Here is a 13,862-nt window from a genome sequence, read left to right as displayed (position 1 = left end):
TCCATAAAAAGTGTTTGAAAGCTCATTTGCTTTGCTAGCGTTATCTATGATAACAATTGCTTATCACTAAGTGATAAGACTTTATTGTGATTAACTTCTTGCTTGTTTAGTTTTCAAGGTTCATGTTTGCATCACTCGTTAGCGACTTACTAATTATATCACCATAACTTGATGATGTCAACAACTTTTAAAAATTGTTTTTTAAGTTTCGTTCGCGTCTTGCTTGACGACTTATAATATAATAACATTCAAATTTCCATTTGTCAATTACTTATTTTAAAATAACTTTTGAAAAGTTACTGTGTCGTTTTGACGACTTAACTATAGTACCACGCCTATTTATTCGATGCAAGCATTAATTTAAAAAACGCAATAGATTAAAACAATCCATTGCGTTTCTTCTATATAAGTAACTATTTAAGTTGCACTTTGCGAATTCGGGCTTCTTTAAACAAATAGAAGTACTTACTTTCAGCAATCTTCTTTTGAGCGATTGTATCTAGACTGAAGCCATCTACAAGATCCTCAATTTGCTGTAGGTTATCTAACTCTTGCTTCGATTGTTTAATTAAATAAACCAGTTTTTCGTCATGCTCTTTTCTTAATCGTTGTTTATTTTTAAAGAACAAGTAAGCCGCCTCTATTCTATAACTCTCTTCTTCCCTCTAAAGCTTTTGATAAAGTTACTTCATCAGCATATTCTAAATCGCCACCTACTGGTAAACCATGAGCGATTCTCGTAGTTTTGATTCCAGAAGGTTTAACTAAACGCGAAATATACATCGCAGTAGCTTCCCCTTCTATAGTAGGGTTAGTCGCAAGTATTAATTCTTCGATTTCTGCATCTTGTAATCTTTTAATAAGCGTTGGAACATTAATATCTTCAGGACCGATGCCATCCATAGGTGAAATTGCACCATGAAGCACATGATAAAGACCGTGATAATCACGCATTTTCTCCATTGCAATAACATCTTTAGGATCTTGTACTACACACACAGTCGTACGGTCGCGCTGCGCATCCTGACAAATATGACACGGATCAACATCCGTTATGTGTCCACACACTGAACAATACGTTAAATCTCTTTTTGCATCGACTAATGACTTAGCAAAAGTTAATACGGTATCCTCTTCCATCGTTAAGACGAAAAAAGCCAGACGAGAGGCTGTCTTCGGGCCAATGCCTGGCAATTTCATGAAACTATCGATTAGTTTGGATATCGGTTCTGGATAATGCATCCAAACGACCTCCTAGAACCCAGGAATGTTTAATCCTTGAGTGAATTGTCCCATTGTTGAGTTTGTTTTTTCTTCAACATTTTTGATTGCTTCATTTGTTGCGATGATGATCATATCTTGTAGTAATTCTACATCTTCAGGATCTACAATTTCAGGATCGATTGTAACGTCAGTCACAACTTTTTTACCTGTCATTGTTACTTTAACTAATCCGTTACTTGCTGAACCTTCGAATACTTCAACTTCTAGTTCTGCTTGAGCTTCCGCCATTTTCTTTTGCATTTTTTGCATTTGTTTCATCATGTTGTTCATGTTACCCATTCCGCGCATAATAATTCCTCCTAGTAAATTCTATTCTTCTATATTAACAAAATCTTTACCAAACAGTTTTTCTGCCTCTGAAATAATTGTATCGGCATCTTCAACTTGTTCAATATCTATCAAAGATTGTACAGGCTCATCCACTTCATTGCCAGAGTTATCTGCCACACTTGAAGAATTATCTGAATTCGCCTTATATTTACGGACAAATTCATTCCTCACGTGGTTCCAATCCTCTTCTGGGATAAACACCGCTTCATATCTCTTACCAGTTAGCCCTGCTAATGTTTGTGTGAAATGTTGCAGTAAATCACTATTTTCCGCAGCCATTCTACATAAGATCTCATGTTTGAATTTTAACACAAATGCGTCTTGAGATGCTGCAACTGGCTCAGAATCTGCCAATAACGCTTCATGCGACTTCGATAATTGCTGCATCGCCGTCATCCAATTCTCTTTAATCCCTTGAATATCCGATTTCGTAGCAACTTTTAAAATTTCAGTTACGCGACCATTCGGTGATTTAAATGAACTCGTTGTTTTCGGACGTTTCTTCTGTGGTGTTGGCGCAGATTGCCCTTGCACACCACTCACTTGAAGATTGCGCACTAAATTCTCTAACTGCTCTACCTTCATTTGAAGTGCAGATAAATCCGGAATTTCCACAGTTGGGGCAGCTTGGTTTTGCATTACAACCGGTTTACCCGACTGAAGCATCTTCAGCAAAGCTGTCTCTAAATACACTTTTGAATGCAATGAGAATCTCATCTCTTGCTGTGTTTTCGAAAGGATATCGATATAACCATATAGAGTGTCTAATGAAAATTCATTCGCCAACTGAATAAATTTATCTTCATTAGAAGCAAGTTCTAATAAATCACCTAAATCCGGAGCTGTTTGAATCAACAATAAATCTCTAAAGAATGTAATCAAATCTTCTGAAAGCCTCACAGAATCTTTACCATCATCCATTAACTGCTCTAGAAGCCCTAAGACATCCGCTACATTTTTATTTTTGATATGTTCAACAAGTTGATAGAATACATCTTGGCCAATTGACCCTGTGACAAAAAGTGCATCTTCTAATTTTACGTCTTCATCACTAAACGACACCACTTGATCAAGCATACTTAAAGCGTCACGCATACCACCAGCGGCAGCTTGCGAAATAACTTTTAGCGCTTGTTCTTCGTATCCTCTACCGATATCATCTAAAACAACTTTCATGCGGTCGACAATATCTTGTGAAGAAAGGCGTTTAAAATCAAATCTCTGACAACGTGAAATAATCGTCGCAGGAATTTTATGTGGCTCTGTAGTCGCTAAAATAAATTTGGCGTGAGCAGGTGGTTCTTCTAATGTTTTTAATAAAGCGTTGAATGCACTTGTTGAAAGCATATGCACTTCATCTATTATATAAACTTTAAATCGCGCACTTGCTGGAGCGAAACGTACTTTTTCGATAATTTCACGGATTTCTTCAACTCGTGAATTAGACGCCGCATCGAATTCAATTACATCTGGGTGTGCATTTTCGGTAATACTTTTACACGTAGCACATTCATTACAAGGCTCAGCAACAGGTGAATGTTCACAATTTAAAGCTTTAGCGAAAATTTTCGCTGTACTGGTCTTCCCTGTACCACGCGGCCCGGAGAATAAATATGCGTGTGTCGTGTGATCTGCTTGTAAAGCATTTTGTAGTGTTTTCTTTACGTGAGCTTGCCCAGACATTTCTCTGAATGATTGTGGTCTGTAAACTCGATAAAAGGCTTGATATGTCACCGATTCCGCTCTCCTTTTCGTTCAATTTCATACATATATTATAGCATATAGATGCCAGTAAAAATAAAAAAACTCACTCGAATGAATTCGAGTGAGTTTGGAATGTCATGGTAATACCATGCACCCTTCGTCGACAGTTGTACACAAGCGTTACTCTTGTCGCTAGCTCAGATTAGGCGATCCCGCGGCACATAAGTTTGACCACTTAATGCTGCTTCCTCTCGGACCTGACATGGTTCGTGGGAACTCATTGCGCAGGACCCAATCGTCAACACTGCGTGCAAGAGGCAGACCAAACATACAGAAAGCCTCAGAAGGGAATTCAGTCTCGCTAAAGCGGATTGCGAGTTATAGGACACCGCTACCTTCCCACCTAGCACGGTAGTTACAATACTACTAAGGATCTTTCGAAAAATCAACCCAAAACCATAGTTTATTTATATTCTAAAATAGAATTTCATTATTTTTATTTTTTTCTTAAAAAGTATTGACCAATCTGAAAAGTCGTGTTAAATTATGTTATGTCAGTAAAACAACTGCACACATATTATGTTGGAGGTATACCCAAGTCCGGCTGAAGGGATTGGTCTTGAAAACCAACAGGCGAGTCAAATCGCGCGGGGGTTCGAATCCCTCTACCTCCTCCATTTTTACTACTTCGTTACGATTATGTAACGGGTTTTTTTTTGCTCTTTTTAATAGATTTATTTTTCAAAAAATTATTGCAAATCCTCTTTTTCTCATTATAATTAGTTCTTGTGACAAAAAATGAAAAGGATGGGGATAAATGAAAAGAACCCTTACAGCAGTTATGGCATCCGCAATGCTACTATTATCTGCGTGCTCAAGCACGAATTCACAAGGAGCGGACGATTCAACAAAAGGAGCAGATGTAAAAACATCTCCCGAAACTACTGTAGCAGTTAAAACAAATCTAATTGAAGGCAAGGATTACGATGAAAATGGCGGCGCTGATGCATATGCAAACAAAGGCGATCACGCAGATTCAAAATACTATAAGCATCCTGACTTCTATAACATGAAATCTGATGATGAACTAACGATCATCCCGAAATTTAAGACAATGCAACAGACAACGGAATGGGCTTGTGGAAATACAACCTCGCTAATGGTGTTGCATCACTTCGGTAAAACAGATGTAACCGAATGGGACTTAGCAACTGCGATGAAATCTTCTACTGACGAAGATGTGAAAGGCGCTAAACCTGGTACAGCGAATAATTTCTATGAGTACGGAACGAATGTCGAGAAATTATATAATTACTTCAACAATCTTGATGGCTTTAAAGTTGTCGAAACAAGCTATAAAGAACAGGTGAAAAAATCAGACCTTATCTCTGAAAAAGACGGTAAAACACCATCTGATGTCGGTAACCTACCTGCTCCATTCACATACGGCAGCCTTTATACATCTGAAAATAACGATGCCTCAACAAAATATGTAGACGATGCCAAAGATAGCTTCTTTGTAAAATGGTTAACTGGCCATCTTAAAGCTGAGCGTCCAATTATGGTCGAATGGGGCGATTGGGACGGACATTGGCAAGCGATTATCGGCTATGACAATGGCGGCACACCTGAAATTGGTGATGATATGCTTATTTTTGCAGATCCTTACGATACATCTGATCATTGGCAAGATGGTTACTACTACTTCCCTCTTGAAAGATGGTTCAGCATGTGGAAAGACCGCAATGTAGCACCTAAACCATTCCAATTACAACCTTATATTATTGTAGATAAAAAATAATCGATTCGAGAAAGAAGAAGCACATTTCATTATGCGCTTCTTCTTTTTAATTTATATTTTAATTGGTTGATTTGGAAAAATAGGAAACAGCCAACGCAAAAACCTAGTATTGCAACAAATGAAGCAAGTGCAACTGCCGACATGAAAATTGAAGCAACTAAGAAATTGCCCGCAATCCAAGATACATATGCAACCACTAAACACGTTATGGCAATCGTAGAATTAAATTTCTGCTGCGTTACATCTTCAGGTATATACGTAGACATTGGTTTCTTCAATAAAGGTCGAGCAGCTTTCATAATCGGATTGAAATTGAATAATAAACCACCTAAATTAGCCATTAGAGGGATTAATAATACCCAAGATGTTTGTGTTGTCCACGCGATTAATACACTAAGTAAGATCGTCCATTGATTCACTCTCACTAGTGGACGAGGAATTGAAACTGGTTTCTTCATTTAATACCAACCTTTCCTATACGAATTATTATATTTTATAATATACACGGAAAGCATAAAAAAAGCTACGATTCAAAATCGCAGCTTCTAAAATTCTATACACCTCTACGTAAATGAGAAGTTTGTTCTAAGAAATGGCCGATTCTTTCGACGATCACTTCAACTGTTTCAGGATTTTTCATTAGATCATAATCATTAATATCTAATCGTAATACAGGGCAAGCGTTGAATTGGTCAATCCACGTTTCATAACGATCATGCATCTCTAACCAATAAGCTTTATCCGTTTGCTGTTCCATCGGACGACCACGTTCAGCAATACGAGCAATAATATCTTCCACAGGCCCTTCAATATAAATTAATAAATCAGGATGAGGGAAATATGGTGTCATAACCATCGCATCGAATAAATTCTTGTACGTTTCATAGTCTGTTGGCGTCATTGTACCTTTGTCATAATGCATTTTCGCAAAAATACCAGTATCTTCATAAATCGAGCGATCTTGAATAAAACCGCCACCATATTCAAAAATACGTTTCTGCTCTTTAAAGCGCTCAGCTAAGAAATACACTTGTAAATGGAAGCTCCATTTCTCAAAATCCTCATAAAACTTATCTAAGTATGGGTTCGTATCCACTTTTTCAAATGAAGTACGGAAATTTAAAGCATTTGCTAAAGCGTTCGTCATTGTCGATTTCCCAACACCAACAGTACCCGCGATTGTAATCACTGCATTTGCAGGGATATTATATTTTTCTCTTAAATTCATTGGTTTATACTCCTTTTACCGATCAATTCTTCTACTTCTCGAAGAATTTTTTGTAAATCATATTCATTTTTCACGAAATCGCAAGCATCACCATTAATTCGAAGTACTGGAATCGAAGGATTTTCACGTTCAAATCTGTCGATATACTCTTTGTAATCCGCCACGAGCTGCTCCATATAATCTCGTTTAATCATTTTTTCAAACTCTCTGCCACGCATCGCAATTCGCTGCATTAATGTATCTACAGTCGCTTCCAAATATATTACTGCATTCGGTGTGACCATATCACTAATTAGAATTTCATAAATCTTTTCGTATTTATCATATTCCTGCTCTTGCAATGTGCGTTTTGCGAAAATAAGATTTTTAAATACATGGTAATCTGCCACAACTGGTTTTTCTAAATTAATCGATGTTTTTTTCACATCTTTTAATTGTTTATAACGGTTACACAAGAAAAACATCTCTGTTTGAAAGCTCCACTCATCAATATCTTCATAAAATTTATTTAAAAATGGGTTTTCATCAACAATCTCTTTCAATAAATCAAATCCAAAATTCTCGGCGATTCTACTTGAGAGTGATGTCTTTCCAACACCAATAGGACCTTCTACTGCTATAAATGGTACAGGCATCGGAAGCTCTCCCTTCGTTTTTTTCATCAGTAAATTATATTTTATCACACTGTGAAATCGAGTAACACCCTTTCGCTTTATCCAAATAATCATGCTAAAATAACGCTACGAGGAGCGGGTAAAATGAATTTTACAGACGAATACTTTATGGATCTCGCCATAGCTGAAGCCGAAAAAGCTGGTGCGCTTGGTGAAGTTCCAATCGGTGCGATTATCGTTCATAACAATGAGGTAATTGGAAGCGCCCATAATTTACGAGAAACAACACAAAATGCTGTGACACATGCCGAATTAATGGCCATTCAACAAGCCTGTGAAAAAATAGGTAGCTGGCGATTAGAAGAAACGACGCTTTATGTAACACTGGAGCCATGTCCTATGTGTGCAGGTGCTATTTTACAATCTCGAATTCCACGTGTAGTTTACGGTGCGAGAGATATTAAAGCTGGATGTGTTCACTCACTTTACACTTTGCTAAATGACTCACGCATGAACCACGAATGCGAAGTGACAGAAGGAATCAAAGCAGAACAATGCGGTGAATTACTCTCTACTTTCTTTAGAGAATTACGCGCGCGTAAAAAGGAAGAAAAGAGATTACGCAAACTAGCAGAAGAAAAATAAAAATGCGAGCTACGGAAAGAAACTTTCCATAGCTCGCTCTTTTTTTGAAATATTATTTAGAAATTACTTCTAAACCGCCCATGTATGGACGTAAAACTTCTGGTACTACGACAGAACCATCAGCTTGTTGGTAGTTTTCAAGAATTGCAGCAACTGTACGACCTACCGCAAGACCTGAACCGTTTAATGTGTGTACATATTCTGGTTTAGCGCCTTTTTCGCGACGGAAGCGGATATTTGTACGACGTGATTGGAAATCTTCAAAGTTTGAACATGAAGAAATCTCGCGGTAAACGCCTTGTGTTGGAATCCATACTTCTAAATCGTATTTCTTAGCAGCAGTGAAACCTAAATCACCAGTACACATTAATAGTTTACGGTATGGTAATTTTAATTCTTTCAGCATTGTTTCAGCATGACCCGTTAGTAATTCTAACTGCTCATAAGATTCTTCTGGTTTTACAAAACGCACTAACTCAATTTTGTTAAATTGGTGTTGGCGAATTAAACCACGTGTATCGCGACCAGCAGAACCCGCTTCTGAACGGAAGCTTGCACTGTATGCATTGAAGCCTTTTGGTAAAATGTCTACAGGAAGAATTTCATCACGGTAGAAGTTTGTTACTGGTACTTCAGCTGTTGGAATTAAGAAATAATCTTCTTTTTCGATTAAGAATGCATCTTCTTCAAATTTTGGAAGTTGACCAGTTCCTGTTAAACTTGTGCGGTTTACCATGTACGGTGGCAGCATTTCTTCGTAACCGTGGTGATCTGCATGGTAATCCATCATGAAGTTGATTAACGCACGTTCAAGACGAGCACCCGCTCCACGGTAGAATACGAAACGACTTCCAGCTACTTTACCAGCTCTTTCGAAATCAATAATATTTAAGCCAGTGCCTAAATCCCAATGTGGTTGAGCTTCGAAATCAAATTTTGGTAATTCACCCCAAGTGTAAACTTCTTGGTTCGCATCTTCATCTTCACCAACCGGTACTGATTCGTGAGGAATATTTGGAAGACGCATCATCATATGATGGAATTTTTCTTCTACTTCATTTAATTGCGTATCAAGTTCTTTAATTTTGTCGCCAAGTTCGCGTGTTTGTAAAATCGCATCATCCGCATTTTCTTTATTACGTTTCTTTTGAGCAATCGCTTCAGAAGCTTTATTACGTTCCGCTTTTAATACTTCTGTTTTTGCGATTAATTCACGGCGTTGTTGATCCCATTCTTCAAAGTGATCAAAAGTTCCTAAATCTTCATTTCTGTGCGCTAATTTTTCTTTGATCTCGGTATAATTTGCACGTACACGTTTAATATCTAACATGTTCATTCCTCCATTTCAAATTCGATGTATTGAAGTATAAATCTAGGAAAAAACGCAAAAAAGCCCCCATCCCCATAGTAAAGGGACGAGAGCTACCCGCGTTGCCACCCTAATTGATTAAACTCTACAGTCTAATCCGCTTCAATTTATAACGGCTTCAATAGCCGGCTACAGTCTACTATATATTTCGACCGAGCAACTCCAGGACGGATTCACAAGGTTCACTATCGACTTCCACCACCCGCCGACTCTCTAAAAATGAACTCACCTGCTACTACTTCCCATCATCGTAATAAATATTAATTTAACCATACTTTACAATACATTTGATGGATGTGCAAGTTTACTCTGCAGGATCATTTCTTTCAGCATTTGCATAATACGTAAATCTTCAGTTAATTCAGGGTGAAAAGCACAACCAATTTTATTCCCCTGACGCACTAAGACGATTCTCCCATTGTATGAGGCGAGTATTTCAACATCTTCTCCAACCTCATCCATTTGAGGCGCTCGGATAAATACCGCTTCATATGATGATGTAAAACCAACAATTTCTAAAGGAGCTGAAAAAGAATCAATCTGCCTTCCAAATGAATTTCTTCTTACCCACACTTTTAAACCACCAATATGTGTTTCATTACTTTCAACATGATCCGCTAAAAGAATTACCCCTGCACAAGTTCCTAGAATTGGCTTATCAAAAGCTTGTAGTGCTGGCATCATCTCATGAAAATCAATTAACTTTCGCATGGCCGTACTTTCGCCACCTGGTAGAATGAGTCCATCAATTTCCTCTAATTGTTCTTTAGATTTGATTTGAATTCCTTCTGCACCTATCTTTCGAATAGCATCCAAATGTTCCTCGACTGCACCTTGTAAAGCTAATACACCGATTTTCATCTTACCAACCTCGATTCTGCATTCTTGATTCTGGAGCCAATGTCGAGATTTCAATCCCCTTCATCGGTGTTCCAATCTCTTTTGACACTTTCGCAATTAGTTCATAATCTTGGTAATGCGTCGTTGCTTGAACAATCGCGTTCGCAAACTTTTCAGGACATTCCGATTTGAAAATGCCTGATCCAACGAATACACCGTCAGCGCCTAATTCCATCATTAATGCAGCATCTGCTGGTGTCGCAATACCACCCGCTGCAAAATTGACGACCGGCAATCGCTTAAGTCTTTGGATTTCTAATAACACTTCATATGGTGCACCCAATTCTTTTGCAGCTGTCATCAACTCATCACGTTCCATGTGAATAATTTGCTTCACCTGCGCATTTACTTTACGCATATGACGTACGGCTTCGACAATATTTCCAGTCCCCGGTTCACCTTTCGTACGAAGCATTGAAGCTCCCTCACCGATTCGTCTTGCTGCTTCACCTAAATCACGACAACCACAAACGAAAGGAACTTTAAATTCATTTTTTAATAAATGATATTCCTCATCCGCTGGCGTCAATACTTCACTCTCATCTATGTAATCCACACCCATTGATTCTAAAATACGCGCCTCCACAATATGACCAATTCGCCCTTTCGCCATGACCGGAATCGATACAGCATTCATTACTTCTTCCACAATACGCGGATCTGCCATTCGTGCCACGCCACCCGCTTTTCGAATATCAGATGGTACCATTTCTAACGCCATCACCGCTACTGCCCCAGCCGCTTCAGCAATTTTTGCTTGCTCCGCATTGATGACATCCATAATAACGCCACCTTTTTGCATTTGAGCCATACCTCGTTTTACTAAATCTGTACCTAATTGAACCATGTTAATTCCTCCCTTTGTTTTCTATATGTTCCATATTAATTTTCTGTTGACCTTTTTAAAAGATTCAGTTTTAATATATTTAACAAGGTCAGATGGAGGTCTTCACATGGATATGCTTATGTTTCAATTAGACAAAAACATTGATACACCGCTCTATGAACAACTTTATGAAGCCATTAAAAACAGCATTATTGAGAGAAATATTTTAACCGATGAAAAATTACCTTCGAAACGAAAATTAGCCGAATTTCTTAATATTAGCCAGACAACCGTCGAATTAGCCTACGGACAGCTTTTAGCAGAGGGTTATGTACTCTCTAAAGCCCGTATAGGCTACTTTGTCGAGGATATCGACACTTTGGCTTATGTCGATACAGCAGCTCCCCAAAAGCTTTTAAATATGCCAAAATATGATATTAAAATAGATTTCAATCCAGGACAAATCGATTTACCTTCCTTTCCCTTTTCCACTTGGAGAAAATATATGAAAGATTCAATAGATGAGGAGAACGGCGAGTTACTTTTAGTCGGGAACGCGCAAGGGGAATATGAATTACGGAAGGAAATTGCGAGTTACTTATATCAATCACGTGGTGTACGTTGCCAACCTGAACAAATCGTCATTGGTTCAGGGACGGAACACCTTTTGCCAATGGTTGTGAAATTATTGGGAGAGAATAATATTTACGCAGTCGAAAATCCTGGTTACACGATGACACATCATATTTTCAGCCAAAACAATCAATATACAACGGCCATTGATGTTGATGAAGATGGCATGAAAATTGAGCAATTAAAAAAATCTGAAGCATCCATCGCTTATGTGACACCTTCACATCAATTCCCTACTGGGGCAATTTTATCTGCTTCTCGTAGAATCCAACTTTTAAATTGGGCAAATGAGCAAAATGGACGTTACATTATCGAGGATGACTATGATAGTGAATTTAGATATACTGGCAAACCTATCGCAGCACTTCAAGGTATGGATCGCAAAGGAAAGGTAATCTATATGAGTACTTTTTCAAAATCATTAATGCCTTCATTACGGATCGCCTATTTTGTATTACCTGAATCATTACTACCTCAATATAATGAAATGTATAGCTACTACACTTGTACCGTACCACGCATTGATCAATACACTTTATCCCGTTTTATGAAAGATGGGTATTTTTCAAAGCATTTAAACCGTATGCGTAAGATTTACCGAAGAAAATTAGAGGCAGTTATTGAGGTTTTCTATGAATATAATCACTGTATTTCTATAACAGGTGAACAAGCAGGCATGCATATAATGATCAAAGCACAGCATGAACTAAGTGCCAAACAATTAAGCAAATTAGCCTTGCAAAATGGCATACGTATTTCAGCCATCGAGCAATATCTCGCTTCTGCAAATTCTGATTATGATCAGCAATTATTACTCGGTTTTGGGGGAATTTTAGAAGACGATATCGAACAAGCCATTCATCAATTAATGACTTGTTGGCAAATAAATAAAAAAGACTAACGCATGAGCGTTAGTCTTTTTCATTAGAATATTTTATTCCACATATTTGAGAAGAAATCACCAATTGCACTAAACATTTTAGTGAACCAACCTTTTTCTTCAACATCTTCAGTCGTTACAACATCTAGTTTAGATGATTTTTGATCAATGAAGCCATAATCTTTACCAGCTTTATTTGTTAATTCAACATGACCAACTACAGTACCTTTTTTAACTGGTGCTTTTAAGCTTTTCTCATCTAAAATAATCTTCGTAGTATAATCTTTATCCTCACCAGACTTCACCATCATTGATAGCTCATCTTTTACAGCGATTTTAGCTGTATCTTCTTTACCGTTTTTCACAGCAATTGATTCTTGACCCTTTACTACTTGATTTTTATTTACGATTTTCTCTGTAGAAAATTGGTTAAATCCATAATCATACATTTTCTTCGTTTCATCAAAACGCGCTTTTTTATCTGTCTTATCACCATCTGCACTATAAGCGCCCATTACAACTGAAATTAAGCGAGTCTTGCCGCGTTTTGCAGTACCAGTGAAGCATAAACCAGCGTAATCTGTCGTACCTGTTTTAAGACCATCTACGCCTTCATATTCAAACACTAAGCCTTTAAGCATGAAGTTCCAGTTATCCATTTTAATTGCATCATCTGTGCCTTTACGGAAGGTTTTACGAGCAATACTTGAAGTTTTTAATACTTCTGGATGTGTTTTCAATAAATTATATGCTAATAAAGCTACAGAACTAGCAGGCATTTTATTCTCACCTTTATTAGGTGTACCACTTGGTTGCATACCTTGTAGTTGAGCATTGTTTAAACCTGAAGAATTTAAGAAAGTATAATCTTTTAATCCAAGTTCTTTTGCTTTTTTATTCATCAATTTAATAAATGCTGTTTCTGAGCCAGCCACTGTTTCAGCAATCGCAATTGTTGCCGCGTTTGCTGAATAAATCGCCATTGCATCGTATAATTCACGAATTGTATATTCACCATCCGCACGTAAAGGAACATTACTTAAAGCACGTTCTTGTGAAATTTTATATGCATATTCAGATACTTTATATTTTTGGTCCCATTTGATTTTCCCAGCTTTTACTTGGTCTAATAATATGTATTCTGTCATCATTTTTGACATACTAGCGATCCCTAATGATTTGTTAGCATTTTTCTCATATAGTATTTTACCTGTATCAGCATCAATTAAAATAGCCGCTTTTGCGCGAATTCCTAACTCATCTGCTGCGCTTGCCTTACCTGGGATTGCTAGTAGGATCATGCTGACTAACATTACTGCTGCAATCGAAAATCGCATAATCACATTTTTCTGTAAATTCTTCACCCTTCTGACCTCCAATAATTGTATGTTGTTTCTCGCTAATTTTAACATACAATCTCTATTTTAGGATGTTTGTCATGAAAAAAATATACAGTTGTTAGAAATCCGTTATATACATATAAAAAGCAGGCCATTTTTAGAAAATGACCTGCTTTGAAAATTGGCTCTTTGTCAAATAACGTTGGTGAGAGTTTTCAATTGAATAAAAATCGATTGGTTTGAGCGAGATCACGTTTCATTTATGAAGCGTGGCTCGCTCTTTTTAAATGGAAATGTAAGTAGATTCG

At 37.5% G+C, this 13,862-nt stretch carries 14 protein-coding genes, 1 tRNA gene, 1 other RNA gene and 1 other annotated feature; of the genes, 4 read left to right on the top strand and 12 right to left on the bottom strand.

Features of this window, described 5'->3' with window-relative positions:
* Positions 1 to 413: 413 nt before the first annotated feature.
* The 5 genes from DF281_RS13485 to ffs all read right to left on the bottom strand — a co-directional run bounded on the left by DF281_RS13485 (position 414) and on the right by ffs (position 3,730).
* Entirely contained in the window at positions 414 to 629 is a 216-nt protein-coding gene (locus tag DF281_RS13485) for a YaaL family protein (RefSeq protein ID WP_109350785.1), read from the bottom strand.
* Between the two features lie 16 nt (positions 630 to 645).
* Positions 646 to 1,242, bottom strand: a complete 597-nt coding sequence (recR, locus tag DF281_RS13480; RefSeq protein WP_109350784.1) for a recombination mediator RecR — start codon at positions 1,240 to 1,242, stop codon at positions 646 to 648.
* 12 nt (positions 1,243 to 1,254) lie between these two features.
* Positions 1,255 to 1,572, bottom strand: a complete 318-nt coding sequence (locus DF281_RS13475; protein WP_109350783.1) for a YbaB/EbfC family nucleoid-associated protein — start codon at positions 1,570 to 1,572, stop codon at positions 1,255 to 1,257.
* A 21-nt stretch (positions 1,573 to 1,593) separates the two neighbouring features.
* Positions 1,594 to 3,348, bottom strand: a complete 1,755-nt coding sequence (gene dnaX / locus DF281_RS13470; RefSeq protein WP_109350782.1) for a DNA polymerase III subunit gamma/tau — start codon at positions 3,346 to 3,348, stop codon at positions 1,594 to 1,596.
* 116 nt (positions 3,349 to 3,464) lie between these two features.
* Positions 3,465 to 3,730, bottom strand: an RNA gene (gene ffs, locus DF281_RS13465) — signal recognition particle sRNA large type.
* Between the two features lie 172 nt (positions 3,731 to 3,902).
* Between ffs and DF281_RS13460 the strand changes: the two genes are divergently transcribed.
* Together DF281_RS13460 and DF281_RS13455 are read left to right on the top strand one after the other, a co-directional pair.
* Positions 3,903 to 3,995: transfer RNA gene (locus tag DF281_RS13460), tRNA-Ser, on the top strand.
* A 140-nt stretch (positions 3,996 to 4,135) separates the two neighbouring features.
* On the top strand, positions 4,136 to 5,119 hold the full coding sequence (locus tag DF281_RS13455; protein ID WP_109350781.1) for a papain-like cysteine protease family protein: 984 nt from the start codon (positions 4,136 to 4,138) through the stop codon (positions 5,117 to 5,119).
* Positions 5,120 to 5,148: 29 nt separating this feature from the next.
* Here the strand turns inward: DF281_RS13455 and DF281_RS13450 are convergent, their stop codons facing one another.
* From DF281_RS13450 to DF281_RS13440, 3 genes are all read right to left on the bottom strand, one after another.
* Positions 5,149 to 5,577 carry a DUF4395 domain-containing protein gene (locus DF281_RS13450; RefSeq protein ID WP_109350780.1) on the bottom strand — a complete coding sequence of 143 codons (429 nt, stop codon included), beginning with the start codon at positions 5,575 to 5,577 and terminating at the stop codon, positions 5,149 to 5,151.
* Between the two features lie 95 nt (positions 5,578 to 5,672).
* Positions 5,673 to 6,347, bottom strand: coding sequence for a deoxynucleoside kinase (locus DF281_RS13445; RefSeq protein WP_109350779.1), 675 nt, complete (start codon positions 6,345 to 6,347; stop codon positions 5,673 to 5,675).
* Positions 6,344 to 6,982, bottom strand: coding sequence for a deoxynucleoside kinase (locus DF281_RS13440; RefSeq protein WP_109350778.1), 639 nt, complete (start codon positions 6,980 to 6,982; stop codon positions 6,344 to 6,346). The genes DF281_RS13445 and DF281_RS13440 overlap by 4 nt, the downstream gene beginning before the upstream one ends.
* A gap of 123 nt (positions 6,983 to 7,105) precedes the next feature.
* On the opposite strand from DF281_RS13440, the gene tadA reads away from it, so the two are divergent.
* The gene (gene tadA / locus DF281_RS13435) at positions 7,106 to 7,606 is read left to right on the top strand and encodes a tRNA adenosine(34) deaminase TadA (protein ID WP_109350777.1); all 501 of its coding nucleotides are present in this window, start codon (positions 7,106 to 7,108) and stop codon (positions 7,604 to 7,606) included.
* 52 nt (positions 7,607 to 7,658) lie between these two features.
* Here the strand turns inward: tadA and serS are convergent, their stop codons facing one another.
* From serS to pdxS, 3 genes are all read right to left on the bottom strand, one after another.
* The gene (gene serS, locus DF281_RS13430; protein ID WP_109350776.1) at positions 7,659 to 8,936 is read right to left on the bottom strand and encodes a serine--tRNA ligase; all 1,278 of its coding nucleotides are present in this window, start codon (positions 8,934 to 8,936) and stop codon (positions 7,659 to 7,661) included.
* Between the two features lie 78 nt (positions 8,937 to 9,014).
* Positions 9,015 to 9,233, bottom strand: a binding site (T-box leader).
* Positions 9,234 to 9,251: 18 nt separating this feature from the next.
* Positions 9,252 to 9,836, bottom strand: coding sequence for a pyridoxal 5'-phosphate synthase glutaminase subunit PdxT (gene pdxT, locus DF281_RS13425; protein WP_109350775.1), 585 nt, complete (start codon positions 9,834 to 9,836; stop codon positions 9,252 to 9,254).
* Between the two features lies 1 nt (position 9,837).
* Entirely contained in the window at positions 9,838 to 10,722 is an 885-nt protein-coding gene (pdxS, locus tag DF281_RS13420) for a pyridoxal 5'-phosphate synthase lyase subunit PdxS (RefSeq protein WP_109350774.1), read from the bottom strand.
* Positions 10,723 to 10,828: 106 nt separating this feature from the next.
* On the opposite strand from pdxS, the gene pdxR reads away from it, so the two are divergent.
* Positions 10,829 to 12,235, top strand: a complete 1,407-nt coding sequence (gene pdxR, locus DF281_RS13415; protein ID WP_109350773.1) for a MocR-like pyridoxine biosynthesis transcription factor PdxR — start codon at positions 10,829 to 10,831, stop codon at positions 12,233 to 12,235.
* 23 nt (positions 12,236 to 12,258) lie between these two features.
* Here pdxR and DF281_RS13410 read toward each other — a convergent pair whose 3' ends face one another.
* Positions 12,259 to 13,578 carry a D-alanyl-D-alanine carboxypeptidase family protein gene (locus DF281_RS13410; RefSeq protein WP_370447828.1) on the bottom strand — a complete coding sequence of 440 codons (1,320 nt, stop codon included), beginning with the start codon at positions 13,576 to 13,578 and terminating at the stop codon, positions 12,259 to 12,261.
* Between the last annotated feature and the right edge of the window lie 284 nt (positions 13,579 to 13,862).

The sequence above is a fragment of the Kurthia zopfii genome (assembly GCF_003143955.1).
GTDB lineage: Bacteria > Bacillota > Bacilli > Bacillales_A > Planococcaceae > Kurthia > Kurthia zopfii.
Note: the sequence above shows the minus strand (reverse complement) of the source record. Positions and strands in the feature narration are given on the sequence as shown.

What these genes read in the sequence shown, in the direction of transcription:
- recR (WP_109350784.1), bottom strand. Translation starts at nt 1,242, where the DNA reads ATGCATTATCCAGAACCGATATCCAAACTAATCGATAGTTTCATGAAA.
- DF281_RS13475 (WP_109350783.1), bottom strand. Translation starts at nt 1,572, where the DNA reads ATGCGCGGAATGGGTAACATGAACAACATGATGAAACAAATGCAAAAA.
- DF281_RS13455 (WP_109350781.1), top strand. Translation starts at nt 4,136, where the DNA reads ATGAAAAGAACCCTTACAGCAGTTATGGCATCCGCAATGCTACTATTA.
- DF281_RS13450 (WP_109350780.1), bottom strand. Translation starts at nt 5,577, where the DNA reads ATGAAGAAACCAGTTTCAATTCCTCGTCCACTAGTGAGAGTGAATCAA.
- DF281_RS13445 (WP_109350779.1), bottom strand. Translation starts at nt 6,347, where the DNA reads ATGAATTTAAGAGAAAAATATAATATCCCTGCAAATGCAGTGATTACA.
- DF281_RS13440 (WP_109350778.1), bottom strand. Translation starts at nt 6,982, where the DNA reads ATGCCTGTACCATTTATAGCAGTAGAAGGTCCTATTGGTGTTGGAAAG.
- tadA (WP_109350777.1), top strand. Translation starts at nt 7,106, where the DNA reads ATGAATTTTACAGACGAATACTTTATGGATCTCGCCATAGCTGAAGCC.
- serS (WP_109350776.1), bottom strand. Translation starts at nt 8,936, where the DNA reads ATGTTAGATATTAAACGTGTACGTGCAAATTATACCGAGATCAAAGAA.
- pdxT (WP_109350775.1), bottom strand. Translation starts at nt 9,836, where the DNA reads ATGAAAATCGGTGTATTAGCTTTACAAGGTGCAGTCGAGGAACATTTG.
- pdxS (WP_109350774.1), bottom strand. Translation starts at nt 10,722, where the DNA reads ATGGTTCAATTAGGTACAGATTTAGTAAAACGAGGTATGGCTCAAATG.
- pdxR (WP_109350773.1), top strand. Translation starts at nt 10,829, where the DNA reads ATGGATATGCTTATGTTTCAATTAGACAAAAACATTGATACACCGCTC.